Consider the following 23,398-nt stretch of genomic DNA (forward strand, 5'->3'; position numbering starts at 1 on the left):
GAAACGCGAGGCACGTCATTCGTCCCGATTGCGTCACCTCGCAGTACGATCACGACACGAAAAAGGGCACCCGAGGGTGCCCTTTGCGCGATACCGCAGGACGGCTCGGCTTACCAGCCGGCGGCCTCCTTCAGGGCGTCGCCGATCTCGGCCAGCGAGCGCACGGTCTTCACGCCCGCCGCCTCGAGGGCGCCGAACTTCTCGTCCGCGGTGCCCTTGCCACCGGCGATGATGGCACCGGCATGGCCCATGCGCTTGCCGGGAGGCGCGGTGACGCCGGCGATGTAGGACACCACCGGCTTGGAGACATGCTCCTTGATGTAGGCCGCGGCCTCTTCCTCGGCGGTGCCGCCGATCTCGCCGATCATCACGATGGCCTCGGTGGCCGGATCCTTTTCGAACTGCTCGAGGATGTCGATGAAGGTGGAACCCGGGATCGGGTCGCCGCCGATGCCCACGCAGGTGGACTGGCCGAAGCCGTGATCGGTGGTCTGCTTGACCGCCTCGTAGGTCAGGGTGCCGGAGCGAGAGACGATACCGACCTTGCCGGGCTGGTGGATATGGCCCGGCATGATGCCGATCTTGCACTCGCCCGGGGTGATCACGCCGGGGCAGTTCGGGCCGATCAGGCGCACGCCCAGCTCGTCACACTTCACCTTGACGTCGAGCATGTCCAGCGTCGGGATGCCCTCGGTGATGCACACGATCAGCTTGATGCCGGCGTTGGCGGCCTCGAGGATCGAGTCCTTGCAGAACGGGGCCGGCACGTAGATCACGCTGGCCTCGGCGCCGGTCTCGGCCACGGCTTCCTTGACGGTGTTGAACACCGGCAGGCCCAGGTGCTCCTGGCCGCCCTTGCCCGGGGTCACGCCGCCGACCATCTGGGTGCCGTAGGCGATCGCCTGCTCGGAGTGGAAGGTCCCCTGGCCGCCGGTGAAGCCCTGGCAGATGACCTTGGTGTTCTTGTCGATCAGGATGCTCATTACTTGCCCTCCGCTGCCTTGACGACCTGCTGAGCCGCATCGGTGAGGCTCTTGGCAGCGATGATGTTCAGACCGCTGGAGGCCAGTTTCTCGGCACCCAGCTCGGCGTTGTTACCCTCGAGACGCACCACCACCGGCACGTTGACACCGACCTGCTCGACGGCGCCGATGATGCCCTCGGCGATCATGTCGCAGCGCACGATGCCGCCGAAGATGTTGACCAGCACGGCCTTCACGGAATCGTCGGAGAGGATGATCTTGAACGCCTCGGCCACCCGCTCCTTGGTCGCACCACCCCCCACGTCGAGGAAGTTGGCCGGTTGGCCGCCGTTGAGCTTGATGATGTCCATGGTCCCCATGGCCAGGCCGGCACCGTTGACCATGCAGCCGATGTTGCCGTCCAGGGCCACGTAGTTCAGGTCCCAGGCCGCGGCCTCGGCCTCGCGGGAATCCTCCTGGGAGGGGTCGCGCATGGCCTGCAGGTCCGGGTGACGGTACAGGGCGTTGCCATCCAGGTTGATCTTGGCGTCGAGGCAGTGCAGGTTGCCCTCGTCGGTGATCACCAGCGGGTTGATCTCGAGCAGCGCCAGGTCCTTGTCGTGGAACAGCTTGGACAGGCCCAGGAAGATCTTGGTGAACTGCTTGACCTGGTCGCCGGAGAGGCCCAGGGCGAAGGCCAGCTCACGCGCCTGGTACGGCTGGGCGCCGACCAGCGGGTCGATCTCGGCCTTGAGGATCTTCTCGGGGGTCTCCTCGGCGACCTTCTCGATTTCCACGCCGCCTTCGGTGGAGGCCATGAAGACCACACGGCGAGTGGCGCGGTCGACCACGGCACCCAGGTAGAGCTCGTTGGCGATGTCGGTGCAGTTCTCGACCAGGATCTTGGCGACCGGCTGACCGTGCTCGTCGGTCTGGAAGGTCACCAGGTTCTTGCCCAGCCACTGCTCGGCGAAGGCCTTGGCCTCCTCCGGGCTCTTGATCAGCTTGACGCCGCCGGCCTTGCCGCGACCACCGGCATGCACCTGGGCCTTGACGACCCACATCTCGCCGCCGATCTTCTTGCAGGCTTCCGCCGCCTCTTCCGGGGTGTCGACGGCGAAGCCCTTGGAAACCGGCAGGCCATAGTCGGCAAACAGCTGTTTGCTCTGATACTCGTGAAGGTTCATCGATTCATGCCATTGGTTGCATGTGACTCGAACGGTAGCCGTGATGGCGCCCGGGCGGCGCGAGGGTCAGGCTACCACCGACCCCTCCCGATACGTGGCCGGAAGGGATGCGCCGCCCGCGGGCGGCGCTTGTTGTCTTACTTGCGCTTCTTGCGGTTGGCCATGTGGATGGCATGGCCTTCCACGGCCAGCGCGGCCTCATGCACGGCCTCCGACATGGTCGGGTGCGCATAGCAGGAGAGCGCCAGATCCTCGGCGCTGGAGCCGAACTCCATGGCGATCACGCCCTGGGCAATCATCTCGCCGGCGTGCTGGCCGACGATGTGCATGCCCAGGATACGATCGGTCTCGGCATCGGCGATCACCTTGGCCTGGCCCTCGGTGGCGTTGTTGGCCATGGCGCGGCCGCTGGCTGCGAACGGGAAGGCGCCGGTCTTGACCTCGATGCCGGCGGCCTTGGCATCCTGCTCGGTCATGCCGACCCAGGCCACCTCCGGGAAGGTGTAGATCACGCTGGGGATGGCGTCATAGTTCATCTCGGCCTTGTGGCCGGCGATGATGTCCGCGACCATGATGCCTTCCTCGGAGGCCTTGTGGGCCAGCATCGGGCCGCGCACGCAGTCGCCGATGGCGTAGACGCCCGGCACGCTGGTGCGGCACTGGTCGTCGACGTGGATGAAGCCGCGCTCGTCCAGCTCGACGCCGACGCCGTCGCCGATCACGCCCTTGGTATAGGGCTTGCGGCCGACGCAGACGATCAGGCGGTCGAAGGTGATCTCCTGCTCGCCCTTGCCGTCGGCGTACTTGACCACCACCTCGGTGCCCTTGATCTCGGAGCCGGTGACCCGGGCACCCAGCTTGATGTCCAGGCCCTGCTTCTTGAGCAGCTTCTGGGTCTCCTTGGCGATGGCGGAATCGACCATCGGCAGGAAATCGTCCAGGGCCTCGAGGACGGTGACCTCGCTGCCCAGGCGGTTCCATACGCTGCCCAGCTCGAGGCCGATGACGCCGGCGCCGATCACGCCCAGGCGCTTCGGGGTCTCCTGGAACTCGAGGGCGCCGGTGGAATCGACGATCAGGTCGTCGGTCAGCGGCGTCGGCGGGATATCCACCGGCACGGAGCCGGCGGCGACGACGATGTTGTCGGCCTCGTAGGTGGCGGCCTTGCCGTCCTGGTCGGTGACCTCGACCTGGTTCTTGGACAGCACCTTGCCGGTGCCTTCCAGGGCGGTGACGCCATTGGCCTTGAACAGGCCGGCGATGCCGCCGGTCAGGTTCTTCACGATGGTGTCCTTGCGCGCCATCATCTTCTTGACGTCCATGCTGACGTCACCGGCCGTGATCCCCATGTCGTCGAAGTCGTGCTTGGCCTCGACGAACTTGTGGGAGGCCTCCAGCAGCGCCTTGGACGGGATGCAGCCCACGTTGAGACAGGTGCCGCCGTGGACCACCTTGCCTTCCTTGCCGATCCACTTCTCGACACAGGCGGTCTTCAGGCCCAGCTGGGCGGCACGGATGGCGGCGACGTAGCCGCCGGGGCCCGCACCGATGACGATCACATCAAACTTGTCGGCCATGTTGGCTCCTTGTGTTGCGCTTCGCTGAAATACGTTGTGCGGTCCGCGGATCAGACGTCCAGCAGCAGGCGTGCCGGATCCTCGAGCAGCTCCTTGAGGGTCACCAGGAACTGGACCGCGTCCTTGCCGTCGATCATGCGGTGATCGTATGACAGCGCCAGGTACATCATCGGGCGGATCTCGACCTGGCCATTCACCGCCATGGGCCGCTCCTGGATCTTGTGCATGCCCAGGATGGCGGTCTGCGGCGGGTTGAGGATCGGCGTCGACATCAGCGAGCCGAAGATGCCGCCGTTGGTGATGGTGAAGGTGCCGCCCTGCATCTCGTCGATGCCGAGCTTGCCATCACGGGCCCGCTTGCCGAAATCGACGATGCCCTTCTCGACGTCGGCGATCTTCATGCTGTCGGTATCGCGCAGCACCGGCACGACCAGGCCCCGGTCGGTGGACACGGCCACGCCGATGTCCTGGTAGCCGTGGTAGACGATGTCGGTGCCGTCGATGGAGGCGTTGACGTCGGGGAAGCGCTTGAGGGCCTCGGAGGCCGCCTTGACGAAGAAGCCCATGAAGCCGAGCTTGGTGTCGTGGGCCTTGAGGAAGGTGTCCTTGTACTGGGCGCGCAGCTCCATGACCGCGCCCATGTCCACCTCGTTGTAGGTGGTCAGCATCGCGGCGGTCTGCTGGGCCTGGACCAGGCGCTTGGCGATGGTCTGGCGCAGGCGGCTCATCGGCACGCGCTTCTCGGGGCGCTCGCCCTCGACGGCCGGCGCCGGCGTTGCGGCGGCCTTGGCGGCGCCGGCCGGCTTGGCGCCCTTCTTGGCGGAGCCGGCCTTGATGGCCTTCTGCACGTCCTCCTTGAGGACGCGGCCGCCCTTGCCGGTGCCCTCGAGCTTGCTGACGTCGAGGTCGTGCTCGGCGACCAGCTTGCGGGCCGCCGGGGCCAGGATCTTGTCGCCGACCGTCTCGTCGCTGGCACCGTCGTCGGCGGACGCCGGCGCCTTGTCCTCGCCGCCGCTCTCGGCGGCACCGCCGGCGCCCTCGCTGAACAGCGCGAGCACGGCCTCGGACTCGACCTGGCTGCCCTCCTCGGCCTTGATCTCGGACAGCGCGCCATCGGCCGGCGCCACCACCTCGAGCACCACCTTGTCGGTCTCGATCTCGGCGAGCACCTCGTCGCGCTTGACCGCCTCGCCGACCTGCTTGTTCCAGCTGGCCACGGTGCCTTCCTGGATGGACTCGGGGAAGGTCGGGGCCTTCACCTCATGCTGCTTGCCGCCGCCGGCCGGGGCCTTGGTCTCGGCCTTGGTCTCGGCCTTGGTCTCGGCCTTGGTCTCGGCCTTGGTCTCGGCCTTGGTCTCGGCCTTGGTCTCGGCCTCGGCCCCGCCCTTCTCGCCGCCGCTCGCCGCGCCCTCGCCGATGCGGCCCAGCAGCTGCTCCGACTCGACGGTAGCGCCTTCCTCCGCCAGCACCTCGGAGAGGGTGCCGGCCTCGGGTGCCACGACCTCGAGCACCACCTTGTCGGTCTCGATCTCGACGATCAGCTCGTCACGCTCGACGCTGTCGCCCGGCTTCTTGTGCCAGGCGGCCACGCTGCCTTCGGCAACGGATTCCGGAAAGGTGGGTGCCTTGATCTCGGTAGCCATGTCGTTTCCCTTGTGTGTTCTCTCTCGTCCCGGTGGGCTGCCTTAGAGGTTGAAGGCGTCTTCCACCAGCTGGCGCTGCTGTTCGGTATGCACGGACATGTAGCCCGCCGCGGGTGCCGCCGACGCCGGACGGCCGGCAAACTTGAGCTTGCCGCCCAGGCCCGCCTTGAGGCGTTCGACGACGCTGCGCATGTGGTGCTGGCTGGGGTACCAGGCGCCCTGGTTGAGCGGCTCCTCCTGGCACCACACCACGTCGGAGACGTTGGTGTAGTCCTGGATCGCCTCGAACAGCTCCTCCTCGGGGAAGGGGTAGAGCTGCTCCAGGCGCAGGATGGCCACATCGTCCCGGGCATTCTCCTCGCGCCAGTTGGCCAGGTCGTAGTAGATCTTGCCGGCACACAGGATGATGCGCTCGACCGACTTCGCCTCGCGCTCCCCCTGATCGGGCAACACCATCTGGAAGGTGCCGTTGGCCAGCTCGTCGAGGCTGGAGGTGGCCTCCTTGTGACGCAGCAGGCTCTTCGGCGACATCACCACCAGCGGCTTTCTCAGCTTGCGGATCACCTGGCGGCGCAGCAGGTGGAAGATCTGCGCCGGCGTGGTCGGCACGCAGACCTGCATGTTGTGCTCGGCACACAGCTGCAGGAAGCGCTCGAGACGCGCCGAGGAATGCTCGGGGCCCTGGCCCTCGTAGCCATGGGGCAGCAGCATGGTCAGGCCGCACAGCCGCTCCCACTTGGTCTCGCCGGAGGAGATGAACTGGTCGACCACCACCTGGGCGCCGTTGAAGAAGTCGCCGAACTGGGCTTCCCAGATCACCAGGTCGTTGGGCGCCGTGGTCGAGTAGCCGTACTCGAAGGCCAGCACCGCCTCTTCCGACAGGAAGGAGTCGTGGATGGTGAAGCGTGGCTGGCCGTCCGTCAGGTGCTGCAGCGGCACATAGGTGCTGCCGTCCTTCTGGTTGTGCACCACCGCATGGCGGTGCGAGAAGGTGCCACGTCCCACGTCCTGGCCGGTCAGGCGGACCGGATGGCCTTGATCGAGCAGGGTGGCGTAGGCCAGGGTCTCGGCGAAGCCCCAGTTGGTGGACATGCCGCCGGCCTGCATCTTGCGGCGATCGTCATAGATCTTGGCCACCTGGCGCTGGACGGCGACACCATCCGGGATCTCGCACATGCGCGCCGCCAGGTGCTGCAGGCGCTTCATGTCGAAGCTGGTGTCGGTGTGGCCGGACCACTCGTGGCCCAGGTAGGGCTTCCAGTTGACGAACAGCGCCGTGTTGGGCTTCTGCACCAGGGCATTGGCGACGTGGTTGCCGGCCACCAGGTCGTCCCGGTACTTCTCCATCATGGCCTTGGCGTCGTCGTCGCTGAGCAGGCCTTCCTTGACCAGTCGCTCGACGTAGCGGGTCCGCGAGGACGGGTGGTTCTTGATCTTGCCGTACATCATCGGCTGGGTGCCGGAGGGCTCGTCCGCCTCGTTGTGGCCCCGGCGGCGATAGCAGACCAGGTCGATGACCACGTCCTTCTTGAACTGCTGGCGGTAGTCCAGCGCCACCTGGGTGGCATGCAGCACGGCATCCGGGTCGTCGCCGTTGACGTGGAAGATCGGTGCCTGGACCATCTTGGCGATATCGGTGCAGTACTCGGTGGAGCGCGAGTCTTCCGGGTGCGAGGTGGTGAAACCCACCTGGTTGTTGATCACGATATGCACCGTGCCGCCGGTGCGGTAGGCGCGGGTCTGGGACATCTGGAAGGTCTCCATGACCACGCCCTGACCGGCGAAGGCCGCGTCGCCGTGCACGTTGATCGGCAGCACCTTGCCGCCCTCATGGTCGCTGCGGCGATCCTGGCGGGCCCGCACCGAGCCCACCACCACCGGCGCGACGATCTCCAGGTGGGAGGGATTGAACGACAACGCCAGGTGGACCTCGCCGCCCGGCGTCATGACGTTCGAGCTGAAGCCCTGATGGTACTTGACGTCACCGGAGCCCCGCTCGACCACCTTCTTGCCATCGAACTCGTCGATCAGCTCGGAGGGATTCTTGCCGAGGATGTTGACCAGCACGTTGAGACGCCCGCGGTGGGCCATGCCGATCACCACTTCCTTGGTGCCGTAGCCGCCGGCGCGCTGGATCAGCTCGTCCATCATGGGGATGAAGGACTCGCCGCCCTCCAGGCCGAAGCGCTTGGTGCCCGGATACTTGGAGGCCAGGTAGCTCTCCAGGCCCTCGGCGGCGCTCAGCCGCTCCAGCACGTGCGTGCGCACCTCGTCGCTGAACTTCGGCGCCGAGCGCACCGACTCGAAGCGCTGCTGCAGCCAGCGTTTCTCCTCGGTGTCGACGATATGCATGATCTCGCAGCCGATGCTGCGGCAATAGGTCTGCTCCAGCGCCTCGACGATCTCCTTGAGCGGCGCCTTGTCCACGCCGAGGAAGAAGGAGCCGGTCTGGAACTCGGTGTCCAGGTCGGCCTTGGAGAGCTGGTGGAAGGACAGGTCCAGGTCGGGCACCGGGACCGGGCTACGCAGATCGAGGGGATCGATGTTGGCCTTCTGGTGGCCGCGGAAGCGGTAGGCGTTGATCAGCTGCAGTACCTTGACCTGCTTGCGGCTCGCGTCACTCTCGGTGGCGGCGGCGGCCTGGGCGGTGCGGCGCTGACGGCCTAGCTGATAGAACTGTTCTCGGGTCGGGGCAAGCGGAACGTCGCTGGTGGCGCTGCCATCGGGTCTCGGCAGTTGATCGAAGTACTGGCGCCATTCGTCGGGAACGGCAGAGGGGTCATCGAGGTACTGCTCGTAGAGCGCTTCCACATAGTGGACATTACTGCCACTGACGTGGGAGGAGCGCCACATCAACTCCATTATGCCTTGTTGCATTTCTCGGTCACCCTGCACTGATGGGGTGGTATCGGCGTCGTCACGGCTCGCCCGTGGCGACATCGGGGGTGGCCGGCCGGGGGCCGGACACCTTGCGTTCGATGGTCAAGAGCCGGTGCACAAGGCACCGGCTCTTCGACGACACACCGGGTCAAGGCTGCGACCACGTGCCGCAGCTCAGGGCCGGTGCGTATGATAACAAGCCGACGGCCACGATTTAAGTGGCATTCGCCAGCAGCATCTCGCGGATCTTGCCGATCGCCCGCGTCGGGTTGAGCCCCTTCGGGCAGACGGCCACGCAGTTCATGATGCCGCGGCAGCGGAACACGGAGAACGGGTCCTCCAGCTCGGCCAGGCGCTCGCGGGTCGCCTCGTCCCGGGAATCCGCCAGGAAGCGGTAGGCCTGCAGCAGGCCGGCCGGGCCGACGAACTTGTCCGGGTTCCACCAGAACGACGGGCAAGCGGTCGAGCAGCAGGCGCAGAGGATGCACTCGTAGAGGCCGTCGAGCTTGTCGCGCTCCTCCGGCGACTGCAGGCGCTCGATGGCCGGCGCCGGCTGGTCGTTCTGCAGGTACGGCTGGATACGCTCGTACTGCTTGTAGAACAGCCCCATGTCGACCACCAGGTCACGGATGACCGGCAGGCCGGGCAGCGGACGCAGCGTGAGCTTGCCCTTCTTGACCACCTCGGACAGCGGCGTGATGCAGGCCAGGCCGTTCTTGCCGTTCATGTTCATGCCATCGGAGCCGCACACGCCCTCGCGGCAGCTGCGGCGGTAGGCCAGGCCGTTGTCCTGTTCCTTCACCAGATGCAGCACATCCAGCACCATCAGGTCGCGACCCTGGGTGTCGACCTGGAACTCCTCCATGTAGGGGGCGGAGTCCGTTTCCGGGTTGTAGCGGTACAGGGATACCTGAAGCTTGGACATCGTGACTCCCCTCAGTAAGTGCGGACTTTCGGCTCGAACATGTCGACGGTCTTGGGCGCGAAGTTGACGTCGCGCTGCCCCAGTCGCTTCTCGGCCGGGAAGTACATCGAATGCTTCAGCCAGTTGACATCGTCGCGATCCGGATAGTCGTAGCGCGAATGGGCACCACGGCTTTCCTTGCGCTCCAGGGCGGCGATGGCGGTGGCCTCGGCGACCTCCATCAGGTTGTCGAGCTCCAGCGCCTCCACCCGGGCGGTGTTGAAGGTGTTCGACTTGTCCGGCAAGTAGGCGTTGTCGATGCGCTCGCGGAGCTCGGCCAGCTGCTTGACGCCCTTCTGCATGTTGTCCTCCTCGCGGAACACGCCGAAGGAGGTCTGCATGATGTCCTGCAGCTCGCGCTTGAGCTCGGGCACGGTCTCGCCGCTCTCGGACGCGTTCCAGCGGTTCATGCGCTGCATGGCCGACTCGACGTCGGACTCGCTGGCATCGAGGTACTCGATGCCCTCGTTGAGCGCGCTCTCGATGAACATGCCGGCGGCACGGCCAAAGACCACCAGGTCAAGCAGCGAGTTGCCGCCCAGGCGGTTGGCACCGTGCACCGAGACACAGGCCGCCTCGCCGCAGGCGAACAGGCCGTTGATGATCTTGTCGTTGCCCTTGGCGTCCTGCATGATCGCCTGCCCATGCACATTGGTGGGCACGCCGCCCATCATGTAGTGGCAGGTCGGCACCACCGGGATCGGCTCCTTGGCCGGGTCCACATGGGCGAAGGTCTTGGACAGCTCGACGATACCCGGCAGGCGCTTGCCGAGGACGTCCTCGCCCAGGTGATCCAGCTTGAGGTAGACGTGATCGCCCTTCTCGCCGCAGCCGCGGCCCTCGAGGATCTCCATGACCATGGAACGGGCCACCACGTCGCGGCCGGCCAGGTCCTTGGCGTTGGGGGCATAACGCTCCATGAAGCGCTCGCCGTCCTTGTTGACCAGGTAGCCACCCTCGCCGCGGCAGCCCTCGGTCACCAGGGTGCCGGCGCCGTAGATGCCGGTCGGGTGGAACTGCCACATCTCCATGTCCTGCATCGGGAAGCCGGCCCGCAGGGCCATGCCGATGCCGTCGCCGGTGTTGATCAGGGCGTTGGTGGTGGAGGCATAGATCCGCCCGGAGCCGCCGGTGGCCAGCACGGTGGCCTTGGACTTGACGTGAACCACTTCGCCGGTCTCGATGTCCATGGCGATGCAGCCCACCACATCGCCATTGGCGTTTTTGACCAAGTCGACGGCGTACCACTCGTTGAGGAAGGTGGTATTGTTCTTCAGGTTGTTCTGGTAGAGCGTGTGCAGCAGCGCATGGCCGGTCCGATCCGCCGCGGCGCAGGTGCGGGCCGCCTGCCCCCCTTCCCCGAAGTTCTTGGACTGGCCGCCGAACGGGCGCTGGTAGATGCGGCCGTTGTCGAAGCGGGAGAACGGCAGCCCCATGTGCTCGAGCTCGAAGACCGCCTTGGGGCCCTCGGAGCACATGTATTCGGCCGCGTCCTGGTCGGCGATGTAGTCGCCGCCCTTGACGGTGTCATACATGTGCCAGCGCCAGTCGTCGTTGGGGTCGGCGGAGGCGATGGCACAGGTGATGCCGCCCTGGGCGGACACGGTGTGCGAGCGGGTCGGAAAGACCTTGGACAGCACGGCGGTCTTCTTGCCGGACTTGGCCAGCTCGAGGGCGGCCCGCAGGCCGGCACCGCCACCGCCGATGATGATGGCGTCGAAGGTCAGGCTACGCAGGTTGGACATGGATCAGGCTCCCCACAGAACTTGGATGCCCCAGACCAGGAACACGAAGATGGCCAGGATGATGACGGTCTGGGTGGCGATACGAATGCCGGTCGGCTTGAGGTAGTCGGTGGTCACGGTCCACAGCCCGACCCAGGCGTGGGCGGCCAGGGACACGAAGGCCAGCAGCGAGAAGATGCGCATCCATGTGTGGGCGAAGAGTCCGCTCCAGGTCGCGTAATCCAGGCCCGGATGGAACAGCAGGTAGCCGACGATGAAGAGGGTGTAGAGGGCCAGGATAATGGCCGAGACGCGCTGGACGAGCCAGTCGGAAAGACCGCTGCGTCCGAAGTTCGTGACGTTGGTTACCATACCCAGACTCCAGCCAGAATGATCAGGACCACGCTCACCACCACGGTGATCTGTGCCTTCTTGACGCCGCCCTCGAGGGTCACGCCGATGTCGATGTCCATCAGCAGATGCTTGATGCCGGCCACGAAGTGGAAGGCCAGCGCCGACAGCAGACCCCAGGCGACCAGCTTGGCCAGGAAGTTGTGAGCCAGGGCATCGCTCACGGCGGCGAAGCCGGCGGGCGACGACAGTGACGTGTCGAGGGCCCAGAAGGCGAAGATCAGGCCGATGAAAAGGATGACGCCGGTGATGCGGTGGGCAATTGACGTCAAGGCGGGAAGGGGGAACTGTATCGTGGACAGATCCAGATTTACGGGTCGTTTGCTATTCACGGCTCTCTACACACTCTCTTGGCCCGCGGATGGACACTCGGGCGAGGCCCGACACGGGCGGTGGTTTCGGGAAGGGACAGGATCATGACCCTGGGGTCGTGATCGTCGTTTCCTGCCAGTCGCGCGACAGGATTATAGGGTTATGCCCCCCCCATGACAAATTGGCCTCCCGTCGACTCGACCATGGTGGAAGGTCACGGAGGGTGCCCAAAATCCCGTCGCCAGCGGGCTGGTCCCGATGACGCCACGGGCCGCGGCGGGCCGGGGCTGCGGATGATGCAGAGCACCATTTTCTGTACAAAAACCATACCGCGAATCACCTCCCGTACAGTACAGCAAGGTCAATGGGCGAATTGACAATCTCGAAGACGCTTCTATAGTGGGCGAACCTTTTCGCCGGCAAGTTCTGCGAAATCACGACTTATCGCGCCACCATGAACTCGAGAGGAGGCCAGTTATGGCTGACAGGAAAGCGACATTGACGGTAGAGGGTCTGGACCAGCCGATCGAGCTGCCGATCTACTCGGGCACCGTGGGGCCAGACGTCATCGATGTGCGTGGCCTCGGCGCCCAGGGCCTGTTCACCTACGACCCCGGCTTCATGGCGACCTCCTCTTGCCAGTCGGCCATCACCTATATCGATGGTGGCAAGGGCGTGCTGCTGCACCGCGGCTACCCCATCGAACAGCTGGCCAAGCATTCGAACTTCGTCGAGATGTGCTACCTGCTGCTGTTCGGCGAACTGCCCGACAAGGCCCACTACCAGGAGTTCGCCGGGCGTGTTCGCGGCCACACCATGGTCCACGAGCAACTGGCCAATTTCTACAAGGGCTTCCGTCGCGATGCCCACCCGATGTCCATCCTATGCGGCGTGGTCGGCGGCCTGGCGGCCTTCTACCATGACCACCTGGACATCACCAAGCAGCAAGACCGCGAGATCAGCGCCATTCGCCTGATCGCCAAGATGCCGACCCTCGCGGCCATGTCCTACAAGTACAACGTCGGCCAGCCGTTCAACTATCCGCGCAATGACCTGCAGTATGCAGAGAACTTCCTCTACATGATGTTCAGCAACCCCTGCGAGGACTACAAGATCAACCCGGTGTTCGCCAAGGCCATGGATCGCATCTTCATGCTGCATGCCGACCACGAGCAGAATGCCTCCACCTCCACGGTGCGCCTGGCCGGCTCTACCGGCGCCAATCCCTTCGCCTGCATCAGCGCCGGCATCGCCGCCCTCTGGGGCCCGGCCCATGGCGGGGCCAACGAGGCGGTGCTGAACATGCTCGACGAGATCGGCGACGAGTCCGAGGAGAACATCCAGCGCTTCATCGACAAGGCCAAGGACAAGGACGACCCCTTCAAGCTGATGGGCTTCGGTCACCGCGTCTACCGCAACTTCGACCCGCGAGCCAAGGTCATGAAGGAGACCTGCGACGAGGTGCTGGCCGAGTTGGGCATGGCCGACGATCCCCAACTCAGGATCGCCAAGCGCCTGGAGCAGATCGCCCTGGAGGACGAGTACTTCATCGAGCGCAAGCTGTATCCGAACGTCGACTTCTACTCCGGCATCATCCTCAAGGCCATGGGCGTTCCGACCAACATGTTCACCGTGATCTTCGCGGTATCACGGACCATCGGCTGGATCTCCCACTGGCACGAGATGATCAGCGCCAGCTACAAGATCGGCCGTCCGCGCCAGCTCTACGTGGGCTACGACCAACGCGACTACCCCAGCGAGTAAGTCGCCACTGCGCATCATCCCTGAAGAAGGCCGCCCCCCGGGCGGCCTTCCGCGTTTCGAAGATCGTCAAGCGAGGAAACCGAACATGCCGCAAGACATCTCCACTGTCGCCTTTATCGGGCTGGGCGTGATGGGCCATCCCATGGCCGGCCACCTGGCCGGTGCCGGCCTCGACGTCCGGGTCTACAACCGCACCACCGACAAGGCCACCGCCTGGCTGGCCAGGCATGGCGGCAGTCACCACGCCACGCCGGCCGAGGCCGCCCGAGACGCCGACCTGGTAGTGGTCTGCGTCGGCAACGACGACGATGTGCGCCAGGTCACCACGGGGCCGGACGGCGCCCTGCAGGGCATGGCGTCGGGCAGCCTGCTGGTGGACCACACCACCGCCTCCGCCGAGCTGGCCGCCGAACTCGACGCCGCCTGCCGCGAACGACGCATCGGCTTCCTGGACGCCCCGGTGTCCGGTGGCCAGCAGGGCGCCGAGACCGGGGCCCTGACCATCATGTGCGGCGGCGAGCCGGCGGATTTCGAGCGCGCCGCCCCGCTGCTCGAGCGCTATGGCCGCAGCGTGACCCTGATGGGGCCGGCTGGCAGTGGCCAGCTGACCAAGATGGTCAACCAGATCTGCATCGGCGGGCTGATCCAGGGCCTGGCCGAGGGCTTGCACTTCGCCGACAAGGCCGGTCTGGACGCGACCCGGGTGGTGGAGGCGATCAGCCAGGGCGCCGCCGGCTCCTGGCAGATGGACAACCGTCATCGAACCATGCTCGACGATGAGTACGCGCACGGCTTCGCGGTGGACTGGATGCGCAAGGATCTGGGCATCTGCCTGGACCAGGCACGACGCCTCGGCGCCCGGCTGCCGGTGACGGCCCTGGTGGATCAATTCTACGCTGACGTCCAGGCGATGGGCGGCGGGCGCTGGGACACCTCTTCGCTGTTGCGCCGCCTGCACGACCCGGACAAGGCCTGACGACCGCAGGCGGGAGCGGCGCGACCGCGCTCCCGCCTCGCGGCAGCCCGGCTCGCCTCCGCGCCGCCTCTCGAGACCTTGTCCGCGCACTGTAGCGTTTTCCACACATTCTGTGGATAAACCTGTTCAAAACCCCTAGACAAGCGCCTCAAATCGCCATGAACAGCGGCTTCGCCTTAGATTGATCAATTTTTAACCTAATCTAATTGCTTGATTTTAAAGGAATAAATCAAGAAGCCCACTGGCATGGGGCCTGGCGGATGAATTATTCACAGAAGAGGGAGCAGGAACACGACTCGTGGACAAGTCAAGAGGAAATGTACCACTTTTATCATGCGATAGTATGAGACGCACTCGTCGTCGGATGACCCGGCAGCCGAGGAGCGGAGACAAAAAAAGACGCTGTCAGCGTCTGGGGATAAAACTGAGGAGTGGCGTCCCATAGGGGGTTCGAACCCCTGTTCCCGCCGTGAAAGGGCGGTGTCCTGGACCACTAGACGAATGGGACGCATCGCCTTCGATCGAGATGGTGGTGGAGCCTAGCGGGATCGAACCGCTGACCTCGACACTGCCAGTGTCGCGCTCTCCCAGCTGAGCTAAGGCCCCAGATCTCGTGAAGACGAGGCGTATAGTACTGATTCCCCTCGCCTTCGTCAACGGGAAAACGAGAATTTCCTGCTGCGCTCGATATCCTGGCCGCCGGCGGTGCTCGCGCTCCTCATGTAGCAGGTACACTGCGGGCGCTGTGCTCCGGCGGCGACCAGCCTATCGTCGCTCGCGACGGAACTTCTGCGTTTTCCTATTACATTAGAGTTCGCGGTACTCTTTCTCGAAGCGCTTGGCCTGCTTCTTGGACACGCCGCCGAGCACCGCGATGGCATGGCGCAGACGCGCCCGGGTCATGTCGGAGCCGAGGATGGCCATGGCGTCCATCACCGAGGTGCTGGAGGACGAGCCGGTGACGGCCACGAAGACCGGGGCGAGGAAGTCCTTCATCTTCAGCTCGAAGTGGGCGGCGAGTGCCTTCACCTCGGCGAGCAGGCTCTCCTTGTGCCAGGCCGGAACCGCCTCGAAGCGCCACACCAGGAACTGCAGCAGCTTGACCAGGTCCTCGCGGCCCAGCTTGACCGCGTCGAAGTCGCCCTCCTCGATCGCCGGCAGCCCCGAGAAGAAGTGTCCGGCCAGCGGCATGACATCGGACAGGGTCTCCACCCGCGGGCGCACCTGGGGCAGGATCCGACGGACATAGTCCTCGTTGAAGGCCCAGTCGCGCAGGGCCTTGAGGAAGGCCTCGTCGTCGAGATCCTCGCGGATGTAGAGACCGTTCAGCCAGGTCAGCTTCTGCAGGTCGAAGACCGGCCCACCCAGGGACACCCGCTGGATGTCGAAATGGCTCATCATCTCGTCGAGGGTGAATTTCTCGCGCTCGTCGGGCATCGACCAGCCCATGCGCCCCAGGTAGTTGGTCACCGCCTGGGGCAGGAAGCCCATGCGCCGGTAGTAGTTGATGGACGTCGGGTTCTTGCGCTTGGAGAGCTTGGACTTGTCCGGGTTGCGCAGCAGCGGCATATGGCAGAGCACCGGCATCTTCCAGCCGAAGTACTCGTAGAGCAGCTGGTGCTTGGGGGCGGAGTTGATCCACTCCTCCCCACGCAGCACATGGGTGATCCCCATCAGGTGGTCATCGACCACGTTGGCCAGGTGGTAGGTCGGCATGCCGTCGGACTTGAGCAGGATCTGGGCATCGACCTGGGCCCAGTCCACCTCGATGACGCCGCGCAGCATGTCCTCGACCACGCAGGTCCCGCTGTCCGGCACCCGCATGCGCACCACGTGTGGCCAACCCTCGCGCTCCCGGCGGGCCTGCTCGTCGGCGGGCAGGGCCAGGTCGGCGGGCTTGAGCGCCAGCTGCAGCCCGGCGGCCTTGCGCTCCTCGCGCAGCGCGTCGAGCTCTTCGCTGGTCCGATAGCAGCGGAAGGCATGGCCGGCCTCGATCAGCTGGCGGGCATACTCGCCATAGATATCGCCACGCTCGCTCTGGCGGTACGGGCCGTGCGGGCCGCCCACATCGGGCCCCTCGTCCCATTCCAGCCCCAGCCAGCGCAGCGAGTCGAGGATCATCTGCTCCGATTCCCCGGTGGAGCGCACCCGGTCGGTGTCCTCGATCCGCAGGATGAACTGCCCGCCGTGCTGGCGCGCGAAACACAGGTTGAACAGGGCGATATAGGCGGTGCCCACATGGGGGTCACCGGTGGGAGACGGCGCGATACGAGTGCGTACGGTCATGTCGTCCTTGGTCCAATGGTGGGAATGAGGCCCTGGCGCCAGGGCGGATGGCCGCATTATACGCACCTCGCCCATGGCGGGCAGCCGTGGCCACGGAATCATTTCCCGCCGCGGCGGTCCATCCCTGGATATCTCGACGACACGCAAGGAGCGACCATGCTGCCCCAGCTTCCCGACGGCTTCTCGGCCCTGGTGACCGGCGCCTCCGGCGGCATCGGCTCGGCCCTGGTCGACGCCTTGCTGGCGAGCCCACGGCCCGGCCGGGTCCTTGCGGTGAGTCGGCAGGCGATTCGCCGCCCCGACGCCCGCCTGACCGCCCTGCCCCTCGACATCACCACCCCGCGGGGACGGGACGGGCTGGTCGAGGCGATCGGCGACGCGCCGCTGCACCTGCTCATCAACACCCTGGGCATGCTGCACGATGCCGAGGCGGGCATCGCCCCGGAGAAGACGCTGGGCGATCTCGACGCCGAGTCGCTGACCCGTCTCTTCCAGGTCAATGCCGCCACCCCCGCCCTGCTGCTCAAGGCCCTGGAAGGCGCGCTCAAGGGGCGCCATCCGGCGCTGATCGCCAGCCTCTCGGCGCGGGTCGGGTCCATCGGCGACAACCGGCTCGGCGGCTGGTATGCCTACCGGGCCAGCAAGGCCGCGCATAACATGTTGATGAAGACCGCCGCGGTGGAACTGCGCCGGCTGAACCCGCAGGCCACCGTGGTGTGCCTGCATCCAGGCACCACCGATACCGCCCTGTCGGCGCCCTTCCAGTCCCGGGTCCCTGCGGGCAAGCTGTTCTCGACGCCCTTCGTGGCCGAGCGCCTGCTGGGAGTCCTGGGCCGGCGGACACCGGAGGACAGCGGCGACTTTCGCGACTGGAACGACGAGCCGATTTGCTGGTGACGACAGCAACTCGGAATGAACGATCGTTGATCCGCGCTATTGCACAGTCATGGACGATCACGGACCATGCTTCCTTTCCTAACACTGACAGGTATGCGTCATGGATACACTCGGCCCAAGGATCAAGCAGCTCAGGCTGGAGGCCAAGCTCAACAAGGCCGCCCTGGCTCGCCGAGTCGGCGTCTCGGACGTGACCATCTCCTACTGGGAGTCCGGGGCCATCAAGCAGATCGGCCACGAGCGGCTGGTGGCCCTGGCCCAGGCCCTCAACTGTCCACTCTCGGCGCTGCTGGACGGCGGCACGTCGCGATCCGCCCCCCTCTACCTGCGCCACGAGCTTCCCGAACCCTGGCAGGCCAGCAACTCCAAGGGCATCGAGCTGCCGATGGAGCTGACGCCGGGCCAGCGCTGGGACGGCGACTGCCACCTGGTGACGCCGGCCCCGGGGGAGACCTTCGATTTCCTGTTCCAGGGTGACCTGGCGGCCGTCGCCCCCACCGACATCTTCCGCCAGCCGGGCCTGTATCTTGTCGAGGAAGGCGGCCGCCTGGTGATCCGCCGGGTTCACCAGGGGCCCACCGGGGAGTTGATGTTCCAGGGCCAGGATGACGCCGAGGCCCGTCCCTACACGCCCGATTGCCGGCTGATCGCCAAACTCGTGGCCCTGTGGCGTCACGAGCCCCTCTGAGCGGCCTCCCCCTCACTCCAGTGACTGTACCTCCACCTGGTCGGTGGTCCGCCTCGGCTGGCTGCCGACCAGGAAGCGCTCGCTGGCGCTGATCACCCGCCCCAGTCCATGGCGGGACTCCTGCACCAGCGGACCGCTCAGGTACTCCCCCTGCTCACCGAGGCGTGCGCGGACCTCGGGGACCTGGACGCTGACGGCCGGCATGTTGACCGTGATGCGATAGCCACCATCCGGCAGGCCGCTGCCGGGGCCGAACGGGCCCGCAGCGAAGCGGCCTCCCTCGACCTCGGTGCGTTCCTGCCAGCGTACGCCGCTCACCTCGCGCTCCACCAGGACCTGCAGGCGCGTGGTATCCGGCAGGTTGGTGGTGCCCTCGACCAGCAGGCGGCGGTCGCTGCGCAGGCGCGCCGAGATGTCGATCGCCACCGCTTCGTCGAAGGGCGCGACCTCGGGTGCCGGCGGAGCCGTCGGTTGTGGCTGTGGCTGCGCCACGCCACCGAGCCGCTGCGTGTCATCGGACGCGGAATCGGCGTCCTCGCTGCCGCCGCAGCCGACCAGCAAGAGCAGCACACCGGCCACGCCACTCCATTTCCATGCCTTCATGCACGCCCTCCCTGACCATGGCTCCATCGCCAGCCTACCATCGCGTGCCGCCTGCGCCGATCAGGCCGTGCTGCAGTCGCGGCACAGGGTGGCATAGGGCACGGCCCCCAGGCGTCCGACGTCGATGACCTCGCCACAGCGCTCGCAGATATCCCCCTGTCTCTCGCGGATGCGGGCCAGGGCGTGGCGCACCTGACTGAGCTCTTCCTCGGCCTCGGCCTCGAGGGAGGCCACCACCTCGTCGTCCCGCGTCTGCAGGGGCTGATCCTCCATGTCCTTGTCTACCGGACCGCCCGCACGCTGCCGGTGCGCCCGATAGCGTTCCAGCCGCTCCTTGAGTTCGTCCCGCAGCTGTTCCAGCTGTTGCTGCCGATCGCTCATGCCGTGTCTCCTGCCTGAACATGCCTCGAGGCGGCGGGTCGTTCGCCGCCGCTTCTCCTAGCATAGGCGTTGACACGGCAGCGCTCGCCGATCACGTCATGCCCAGACAGGCATACCCGGCGTCGGTGAGCTCGAGGCGCTCGGGCGAGCCCCGGGCCTCACGCAGCACCTTCAGCAGCCCCTGAGCTTCCAGACGATCGATATCCTTCAGGATCCCGGGCAACTGGCTGTCCTCTCCGACATGCCCGAAGGGCGCGGACAGCACCCCCCCATGCTGGAGCACGCGGGCCAGCAGGTCCCGCTGGGAGGTGGTGAGATCGTCATGCATGCCTGGCTCCTCACGGCGGCAAGGCGAAACGCCTCGCCGATCTGTGCAGTATGGAGGATAGCCCGGGCGAGGGGGCAGGACGTGCCGGCGTCGCGCCCCTCGCAACCTGCGCCGCGACTGGTAGAATACGCTCTCCCTGGCCCCTTGCCCGTGATGCCCGATGACCGATCTCGACCGCACCTTCTCCGTCGCGCCGATGATGGACTGGACGACCCGCGACTATCGCGCCTTCGCCCGGACCCTCACCCGGCGCGCCCTGCTGTACACCGAGATGGTGACCACCGGCGCCATCCTCCACGGCAGCCCCCGCGAGCGCTTCCTCGGCCATGACGCCGTGGAGCATCCGCTGGCCCTGCAGCTCGGCGGCAGCGACGCCGGCGAGCTGGCCGAATGCGCGGCCATCGCCGAGGCCTGGGGCTACGCCGAGGTGAACCTCAATGTCGGCTGCCCCAGCGACCGGGTGCAGAACAACCTGATCGGCGCCTGCCTGATGGCGCATCCCGCCAAGGTGGCCGCGGCCGTCAGGGCCATGCGCGCGGCGGTGACCATCCCGGTCACCGTGAAGTGCCGCATCGGCATCGACGACCAGGACGAGGACGCCGACCTGGCGCGTTTCATCGCTACCGTCGCCGAGGCCGGCTGCGAGGTGTTCATCGTGCATGCGCGCAAGGCCTGGCTGGAGGGCCTCTCCCCCAAGGAGAACCGCGACGTCCCGCCGCTGAACTATCCCCGGGTCCACCGGCTCAAGGCCCAGCACCCCGAGCTGCATATCGGCATCAACGGGGGGCTCAAGACCCTCGACGAGTGCCGGGAACAGCTGCGCCACGTCGACAGCGTGATGGTCGGCCGCGAGGCCTACCAGAACCCCTGGCTGCTGGCCGGCGTCGACCGGCGCCTCTACGGTGAGCCGGGCCCGGCGGCGAGCCGCCATGCCGCGGCCGAGGCCCTGCGCCCCTATATCGCCAACCGCCTCGCGGAGGGCGCACGGCTCAACCATCTCACCCGCCACCTGCTCGGGCTCTTCCAGGGCTGCCCCGGCGGGCGCCGCTTCCGGCGCCACCTGTCCGAGAACGCCCACCGCGAAGGGGCCGGCCTGGCGGTGTTCGACGATGCTCTGGGCCTGGTGCCGGCGCCCGAGCCCGCCCTGGCCGGCTGATCAGTAGAGCGCATCCGGGGGCGGTTCCAGGCTGGACTGGAAGGTCTCCACCGCGCTCTCCGCCTCCTCGATGGCATCGAAGCGGGCGATATGGAAGAGCGCCTCGCCCTCGTTGACCAGCGGCAGTCGCCCCATGCCGATGACGATACCGTCGGCGATGGAGCGCACCTCCCCCTCGGCGTTGCCGAAGGGGTCGGCCACTCGCCCCAGCAACTCTCCCCTGGCCACCCGCGCACCGAGCCGTACCCGGGGCCTGAGGATGCCGTCGATGGGGGCCCGCGCCCAGCTCGAGCCGTTGGCGACCTCCGCCGCCGGCGGCGAGCGCCGGCGCTGCTCGCCGCTGAGCATGCCCAGCCGACGCATCACCCGCAGCACGCCCCGCACCCCGGGGGCGATCGCCCACTCGTCGAAGCGCAGCGCCTCGCCGGCCTCGTAGGTCAGCACCGGGATGCCCCGGGTCTGGGCATAGTGTCGCAGGCTCCCCTCACGCAGGTCGGCGTTGAGGATGACCGGGGCGCCGAAGGCGTTGGCCATGCGCTCGGTCTCGCCATCGGGCGTGAGCTGGGCGCGGATCTGGGGCAGGTTGGTGCGATGGATGGCGCCGGTATGCAGGTCGATGATGTGGGTCGCCTGGTCGACGATCTGCTCACGAAACAGGGCCGCCACCCGCCCGCCCAGCGAGCCGGACTCGCTGCCGGGAAAGCAGCGGTTGAGGTCGCGGCGATCCGGCAGGTAGCGACTGTGCTGCACGAAGCCGAACACGTTGACGATGGGCACCCCGATCAGGGTCCCGCGCAGGCGCTGGATCTGGCGGGAGCGCAGCAGGCGTCGCACGATCTCCACGCCATTGATCTCGTCGCCATGGATGCCGCCACATACCAGCAACACCGGTCCGGGCTGACGCCCATGCACCACCTCCACCGGGATGTAGAGCGGCGCATGGGTATACAGGCGCGCCACGGGCACGTCGATCTGGTTGCGCGACCCCGGCGCCACCCGGACGCCGGCGAGTTCGAAGGGGGCACGGGCCATGAGCCGTCCTTGTGTGGCAAAAACCGTATGACAGAAACAGTGTTTCCGCATGTCCCCTTATACGCTCGGGCTCGCCAAAAGACGAGCCCCGGGACGACGATTGGCATACATGGACGAATGTAAAACAGCCGGTGGCTCCGGTAGAATGGGGCGACGTTCCCCCGGAGGCAAGATCCCCATGGCCAGACGTACCAAGGCCGAAGCCGAGGCCACCCGGGCGGCGCTGCTCGATGCCGCCGAGGAGGTGTTCTTCGAGAAAGGCGTCGCCCGCACTTCCCTGGAGCAGATCGCCCGCCATGCCGGCCTGACCCGGGGCGCCGTCTACTGGCACTTCCGCAACAAGGCCGACCTGTTCCGGGCCATGATGGACCGTGTCCGCATGCCTTTCGAGGAACTGGTGGAAGAGACCGAGGCCGACAAGGACGCCCCGCTGGAGGCCATCCGGCTGGGTTGCCAGCTGGGCTTCAGGCGCCTGGAACAGCCGCTGCATCGACGGGTCCACGCCATCCTGCTCCACCGCTGCGAGTTCTTCAGCGACATCGATCCCCAGGCCATGCAGGCCGAGATGGCCAGCGAATGCCTGGATGCCCTGCTCGACTACTTCAACGCCGCCCGTGACCGGGGGCTGCTGCGCGACGACGTCAGCCCCGAGCTCGCCACCCGCCTGCTGCAGACGGTGCTGAGCGGCCTCTACCACGACTGGCTGCGCGACCCCGAGGCCTTTTCCCTGAGCGAGCAGGGCATGGCCCTGGTCGATGCCCAGCTGACGCTGCTCGGACGCGCACCCGCCTCAGGCTGACGGCGTCGAGCCATTGTGCCCGCGGCCGCCATCGTCCAGGGGGCGTTCGTGACGCTCCAGCAGGTGCAGGCGCACCAGCCGCGTGCGGGCATCCAGGTAGTCCTGCTCCCGCACCGAGCGATAGCCGTCGGCCTCCGGCAGGTACTTGACCAGGACATGCCGCTCGCCAGGCCGGGGCAGGCGGCCCGGCTTGCCCAGCAACACCACCTCATGACCGTCATTCTCGTCCAGCACGGCCGTGGTGCGCCCATCGGCGTCGGCTTCGGCGGTGACGCGTACCCGTTCGCCGAGCAGGCATCGCGGCAGGCGCTCCGGCGCGCGGTGCAGCCGACGATGCAGCCGCAGGCATAGCCCGGCCGCCAGGGGCGAGGCCAGGGCGAAGGCGCCCCACAGCACCAGCACCCCCAGCGGGATCCGGAAGAACCCCAGGGGCAACCAGCGCAACACCGCCAGCTCGACGATCAGGGTCACGCTCCCCGCCAGGACGATCAGCACGCTCAGCGCCAGCGACACGGGTACCCCGGCGAAGCCCAGCGAGACCATGGTGCTGGCCAGGTGCTCCTCCTTGAGGCTGTCGTGCTCGAAGAGTTCGGTCGGGGCCAGGCGCAGCAGCACCAACAGCCAGTAGACGACCAGCAGCACCAGTAGCCCCGTGAAGACGACCAGCGGAAAGCTCGTGGCGAGATCGAGAACGGCATGCATGGCGGCGCCTCCGGCCGGCCCGATTCGCCGGCAAAGTGTTGGTCTTCTCCCAGCGTAGCCAGCGTCGCCAGGGGCGATGCGCCACTTTGGTCGCATGCCTCCGACGCCAACGGGCACCGCCCCCCG

At 66.7% G+C, this 23,398-nt stretch carries 21 protein-coding genes and 2 tRNA genes; 6 read left to right on the forward strand and 17 right to left on the reverse strand.

Annotated elements, in window-relative coordinates:
• Positions 1-110 precede the first annotated feature (110 nt).
• From sucD to sdhC, 9 genes are all read right to left on the reverse strand, one after another.
• Positions 111-983: a succinate--CoA ligase subunit alpha gene (sucD, locus tag QWY76_RS10415; protein WP_290311122.1), complete on the reverse strand. Its 873-nt coding sequence runs from the start codon at positions 981-983 to the stop codon at positions 111-113.
• Positions 983-2,149: an ADP-forming succinate--CoA ligase subunit beta gene (sucC, locus tag QWY76_RS10420; protein ID WP_126485888.1), complete on the reverse strand. Its 1,167-nt coding sequence runs from the start codon at positions 2,147-2,149 to the stop codon at positions 983-985. Before sucC ends, sucD begins: the two co-directional genes overlap by 1 nt.
• 137 nt (positions 2,150-2,286) lie before the next feature.
• Positions 2,287-3,726: a dihydrolipoyl dehydrogenase gene (lpdA, locus tag QWY76_RS10425; RefSeq protein ID WP_290311123.1), complete on the reverse strand. Its 1,440-nt coding sequence runs from the start codon at positions 3,724-3,726 to the stop codon at positions 2,287-2,289.
• 50 nt (positions 3,727-3,776) lie between these two features.
• Positions 3,777-5,369: a 2-oxoglutarate dehydrogenase complex dihydrolipoyllysine-residue succinyltransferase gene (gene odhB / locus QWY76_RS10430; protein WP_290311124.1), complete on the reverse strand. Its 1,593-nt coding sequence runs from the start codon at positions 5,367-5,369 to the stop codon at positions 3,777-3,779.
• Between the two features lie 42 nt (positions 5,370-5,411).
• Entirely contained in the window at positions 5,412-8,246 is a 2,835-nt protein-coding gene (locus tag QWY76_RS10435) for a 2-oxoglutarate dehydrogenase E1 component (protein WP_290311125.1), read from the reverse strand.
• A 217-nt stretch (positions 8,247-8,463) separates the two neighbouring features.
• The gene (locus QWY76_RS10440; protein WP_126485881.1) at positions 8,464-9,174 is read right to left on the reverse strand and encodes a succinate dehydrogenase iron-sulfur subunit; all 711 of its coding nucleotides are present in this window, start codon (positions 9,172-9,174) and stop codon (positions 8,464-8,466) included.
• A gap of 11 nt (positions 9,175-9,185) precedes the next feature.
• Positions 9,186-10,958 (reverse strand): succinate dehydrogenase flavoprotein subunit, encoded by a 1,773-nt coding sequence (gene sdhA, locus QWY76_RS10445; RefSeq protein ID WP_290311126.1) that lies wholly within the window; start codon positions 10,956-10,958, stop codon positions 9,186-9,188.
• Between the two features lie 3 nt (positions 10,959-10,961).
• Positions 10,962-11,309 carry a succinate dehydrogenase, hydrophobic membrane anchor protein gene (gene sdhD, locus QWY76_RS10450; RefSeq protein WP_290311127.1) on the reverse strand — a complete coding sequence of 116 codons (348 nt, stop codon included), beginning with the start codon at positions 11,307-11,309 and terminating at the stop codon, positions 10,962-10,964.
• On the reverse strand, positions 11,303-11,680 hold the full coding sequence (gene sdhC / locus QWY76_RS10455; protein ID WP_290311128.1) for a succinate dehydrogenase, cytochrome b556 subunit: 378 nt from the start codon (positions 11,678-11,680) through the stop codon (positions 11,303-11,305). Before sdhC ends, sdhD begins: the two co-directional genes overlap by 7 nt.
• A gap of 457 nt (positions 11,681-12,137) precedes the next feature.
• Between sdhC and gltA the strand changes: the two genes are divergently transcribed.
• Both gltA and QWY76_RS10465 read left to right on the forward strand, forming a co-directional pair.
• Entirely contained in the window at positions 12,138-13,424 is a 1,287-nt protein-coding gene (gltA, locus tag QWY76_RS10460) for a citrate synthase (RefSeq protein WP_290311129.1), read from the forward strand.
• Between the two features lie 85 nt (positions 13,425-13,509).
• Complete coding sequence (locus QWY76_RS10465; RefSeq protein WP_290311130.1) at positions 13,510-14,400, forward strand: NAD(P)-dependent oxidoreductase; 891 nt, start codon at positions 13,510-13,512, stop codon at positions 14,398-14,400.
• Between the two features lie 432 nt (positions 14,401-14,832).
• On the opposite strand, the gene QWY76_RS10470 is transcribed toward QWY76_RS10465, so the two are convergent.
• The 3 genes from QWY76_RS10470 to gltX form a co-directional block, all read right to left on the reverse strand.
• Positions 14,833-14,908 (reverse strand) — tRNA-Glu (locus QWY76_RS10470).
• 22 nt (positions 14,909-14,930) lie between these two features.
• Positions 14,931-15,006: transfer RNA gene (locus QWY76_RS10475), tRNA-Ala, on the reverse strand.
• Between the two features lie 201 nt (positions 15,007-15,207).
• Positions 15,208-16,686 (reverse strand): glutamate--tRNA ligase, encoded by a 1,479-nt coding sequence (gltX, locus tag QWY76_RS10480; RefSeq protein ID WP_290311131.1) that lies wholly within the window; start codon positions 16,684-16,686, stop codon positions 15,208-15,210.
• Between the two features lie 156 nt (positions 16,687-16,842).
• Here gltX and QWY76_RS10485 point away from each other — a divergent pair, with 156 nt between their 5' ends.
• Both QWY76_RS10485 and QWY76_RS10490 read left to right on the forward strand, forming a co-directional pair.
• The gene (locus QWY76_RS10485; protein ID WP_290311132.1) at positions 16,843-17,583 is read left to right on the forward strand and encodes an SDR family NAD(P)-dependent oxidoreductase; all 741 of its coding nucleotides are present in this window, start codon (positions 16,843-16,845) and stop codon (positions 17,581-17,583) included.
• A gap of 100 nt (positions 17,584-17,683) precedes the next feature.
• The gene (locus QWY76_RS10490; protein ID WP_290311133.1) at positions 17,684-18,271 is read left to right on the forward strand and encodes a helix-turn-helix domain-containing protein; all 588 of its coding nucleotides are present in this window, start codon (positions 17,684-17,686) and stop codon (positions 18,269-18,271) included.
• Positions 18,272-18,283: 12 nt separating this feature from the next.
• Here QWY76_RS10490 and QWY76_RS10495 read toward each other — a convergent pair whose 3' ends face one another.
• The 3 genes from QWY76_RS10495 to QWY76_RS10505 form a co-directional block, all read right to left on the reverse strand.
• Positions 18,284-18,874, reverse strand: coding sequence for a hypothetical protein (locus tag QWY76_RS10495; protein ID WP_290311134.1), 591 nt, complete (start codon positions 18,872-18,874; stop codon positions 18,284-18,286).
• A 60-nt stretch (positions 18,875-18,934) separates the two neighbouring features.
• Positions 18,935-19,255 (reverse strand): TraR/DksA family transcriptional regulator, encoded by a 321-nt coding sequence (locus QWY76_RS10500; RefSeq protein WP_290311135.1) that lies wholly within the window; start codon positions 19,253-19,255, stop codon positions 18,935-18,937.
• Positions 19,256-19,346: 91 nt separating this feature from the next.
• A complete protein-coding gene (locus QWY76_RS10505; protein ID WP_290311136.1) occupies positions 19,347-19,583 on the reverse strand; it encodes a hypothetical protein in 237 nt (78 codons plus the stop codon).
• Positions 19,584-19,743: 160 nt separating this feature from the next.
• Here QWY76_RS10505 and dusA point away from each other — a divergent pair, with 160 nt between their 5' ends.
• Positions 19,744-20,739 (forward strand): tRNA dihydrouridine(20/20a) synthase DusA, encoded by a 996-nt coding sequence (dusA, locus tag QWY76_RS10510; protein WP_290311137.1) that lies wholly within the window; start codon positions 19,744-19,746, stop codon positions 20,737-20,739.
• On the opposite strand, the gene QWY76_RS10515 is transcribed toward dusA, so the two are convergent.
• Entirely contained in the window at positions 20,740-21,771 is a 1,032-nt protein-coding gene (locus QWY76_RS10515; protein ID WP_290311138.1) for a succinylglutamate desuccinylase/aspartoacylase family protein, read from the reverse strand.
• Positions 21,772-21,949: 178 nt separating this feature from the next.
• On the opposite strand from QWY76_RS10515, the gene QWY76_RS10520 reads away from it, so the two are divergent.
• Positions 21,950-22,570 (forward strand): TetR family transcriptional regulator, encoded by a 621-nt coding sequence (locus tag QWY76_RS10520; protein WP_290311139.1) that lies wholly within the window; start codon positions 21,950-21,952, stop codon positions 22,568-22,570.
• Here QWY76_RS10520 and QWY76_RS10525 read toward each other — a convergent pair.
• Positions 22,562-23,272 carry a hypothetical protein gene (locus QWY76_RS10525; RefSeq protein ID WP_290311140.1) on the reverse strand — a complete coding sequence of 237 codons (711 nt, stop codon included), beginning with the start codon at positions 23,270-23,272 and terminating at the stop codon, positions 22,562-22,564. The genes QWY76_RS10520 and QWY76_RS10525 overlap by 9 nt on opposite strands.
• Positions 23,273-23,398: the final 126 nt, after the last annotated feature.

The organism is Halomonas maura (assembly GCF_030409305.1).
Taxonomy (GTDB): Bacteria; Pseudomonadota; Gammaproteobacteria; order Pseudomonadales; family Halomonadaceae; genus Halomonas; species Halomonas maura.

Excerpts from the sequence above, each read along its gene's own strand:
- lpdA (WP_290311123.1), bottom strand. The coding sequence starts at position 3,726 with ATGGCCGACAAGTTTGATGTGATCGTCATCGGTGCGGGCCCCGGCGGC.
- QWY76_RS10465 (WP_290311130.1), top strand. The coding sequence starts at position 13,510 with ATGCCGCAAGACATCTCCACTGTCGCCTTTATCGGGCTGGGCGTGATG.
- sdhA (WP_290311126.1), bottom strand. The coding sequence starts at position 10,958 with ATGTCCAACCTGCGTAGCCTGACCTTCGACGCCATCATCATCGGCGGT.
- QWY76_RS10440 (WP_126485881.1), bottom strand. The coding sequence starts at position 9,174 with ATGTCCAAGCTTCAGGTATCCCTGTACCGCTACAACCCGGAAACGGAC.
- dusA (WP_290311137.1), top strand. The coding sequence starts at position 19,744 with ATGACCGATCTCGACCGCACCTTCTCCGTCGCGCCGATGATGGACTGG.
- sucD (WP_290311122.1), bottom strand. The coding sequence starts at position 983 with ATGAGCATCCTGATCGACAAGAACACCAAGGTCATCTGCCAGGGCTTC.
- QWY76_RS10495 (WP_290311134.1), bottom strand. The coding sequence starts at position 18,874 with ATGAAGGCATGGAAATGGAGTGGCGTGGCCGGTGTGCTGCTCTTGCTG.
- gltA (WP_290311129.1), top strand. The coding sequence starts at position 12,138 with ATGGCTGACAGGAAAGCGACATTGACGGTAGAGGGTCTGGACCAGCCG.
- QWY76_RS10485 (WP_290311132.1), top strand. The coding sequence starts at position 16,843 with ATGCTGCCCCAGCTTCCCGACGGCTTCTCGGCCCTGGTGACCGGCGCC.
- QWY76_RS10525 (WP_290311140.1), bottom strand. The coding sequence starts at position 23,272 with ATGCATGCCGTTCTCGATCTCGCCACGAGCTTTCCGCTGGTCGTCTTC.
- QWY76_RS10505 (WP_290311136.1), bottom strand. The coding sequence starts at position 19,583 with ATGCATGACGATCTCACCACCTCCCAGCGGGACCTGCTGGCCCGCGTG.
- sucC (WP_126485888.1), bottom strand. The coding sequence starts at position 2,149 with ATGAACCTTCACGAGTATCAGAGCAAACAGCTGTTTGCCGACTATGGC.
- odhB (WP_290311124.1), bottom strand. The coding sequence starts at position 5,369 with ATGGCTACCGAGATCAAGGCACCCACCTTTCCGGAATCCGTTGCCGAA.
- QWY76_RS10520 (WP_290311139.1), top strand. The coding sequence starts at position 21,950 with ATGGCCAGACGTACCAAGGCCGAAGCCGAGGCCACCCGGGCGGCGCTG.
- QWY76_RS10515 (WP_290311138.1), bottom strand. The coding sequence starts at position 21,771 with ATGGCCCGTGCCCCCTTCGAACTCGCCGGCGTCCGGGTGGCGCCGGGG.
- sdhD (WP_290311127.1), bottom strand. The coding sequence starts at position 11,309 with ATGGTAACCAACGTCACGAACTTCGGACGCAGCGGTCTTTCCGACTGG.
- QWY76_RS10500 (WP_290311135.1), bottom strand. The coding sequence starts at position 19,255 with ATGAGCGATCGGCAGCAACAGCTGGAACAGCTGCGGGACGAACTCAAG.
- QWY76_RS10490 (WP_290311133.1), top strand. The coding sequence starts at position 17,684 with ATGGATACACTCGGCCCAAGGATCAAGCAGCTCAGGCTGGAGGCCAAG.
- gltX (WP_290311131.1), bottom strand. The coding sequence starts at position 16,686 with ATGACCGTACGCACTCGTATCGCGCCGTCTCCCACCGGTGACCCCCAT.
- QWY76_RS10435 (WP_290311125.1), bottom strand. The coding sequence starts at position 8,246 with ATGCAACAAGGCATAATGGAGTTGATGTGGCGCTCCTCCCACGTCAGT.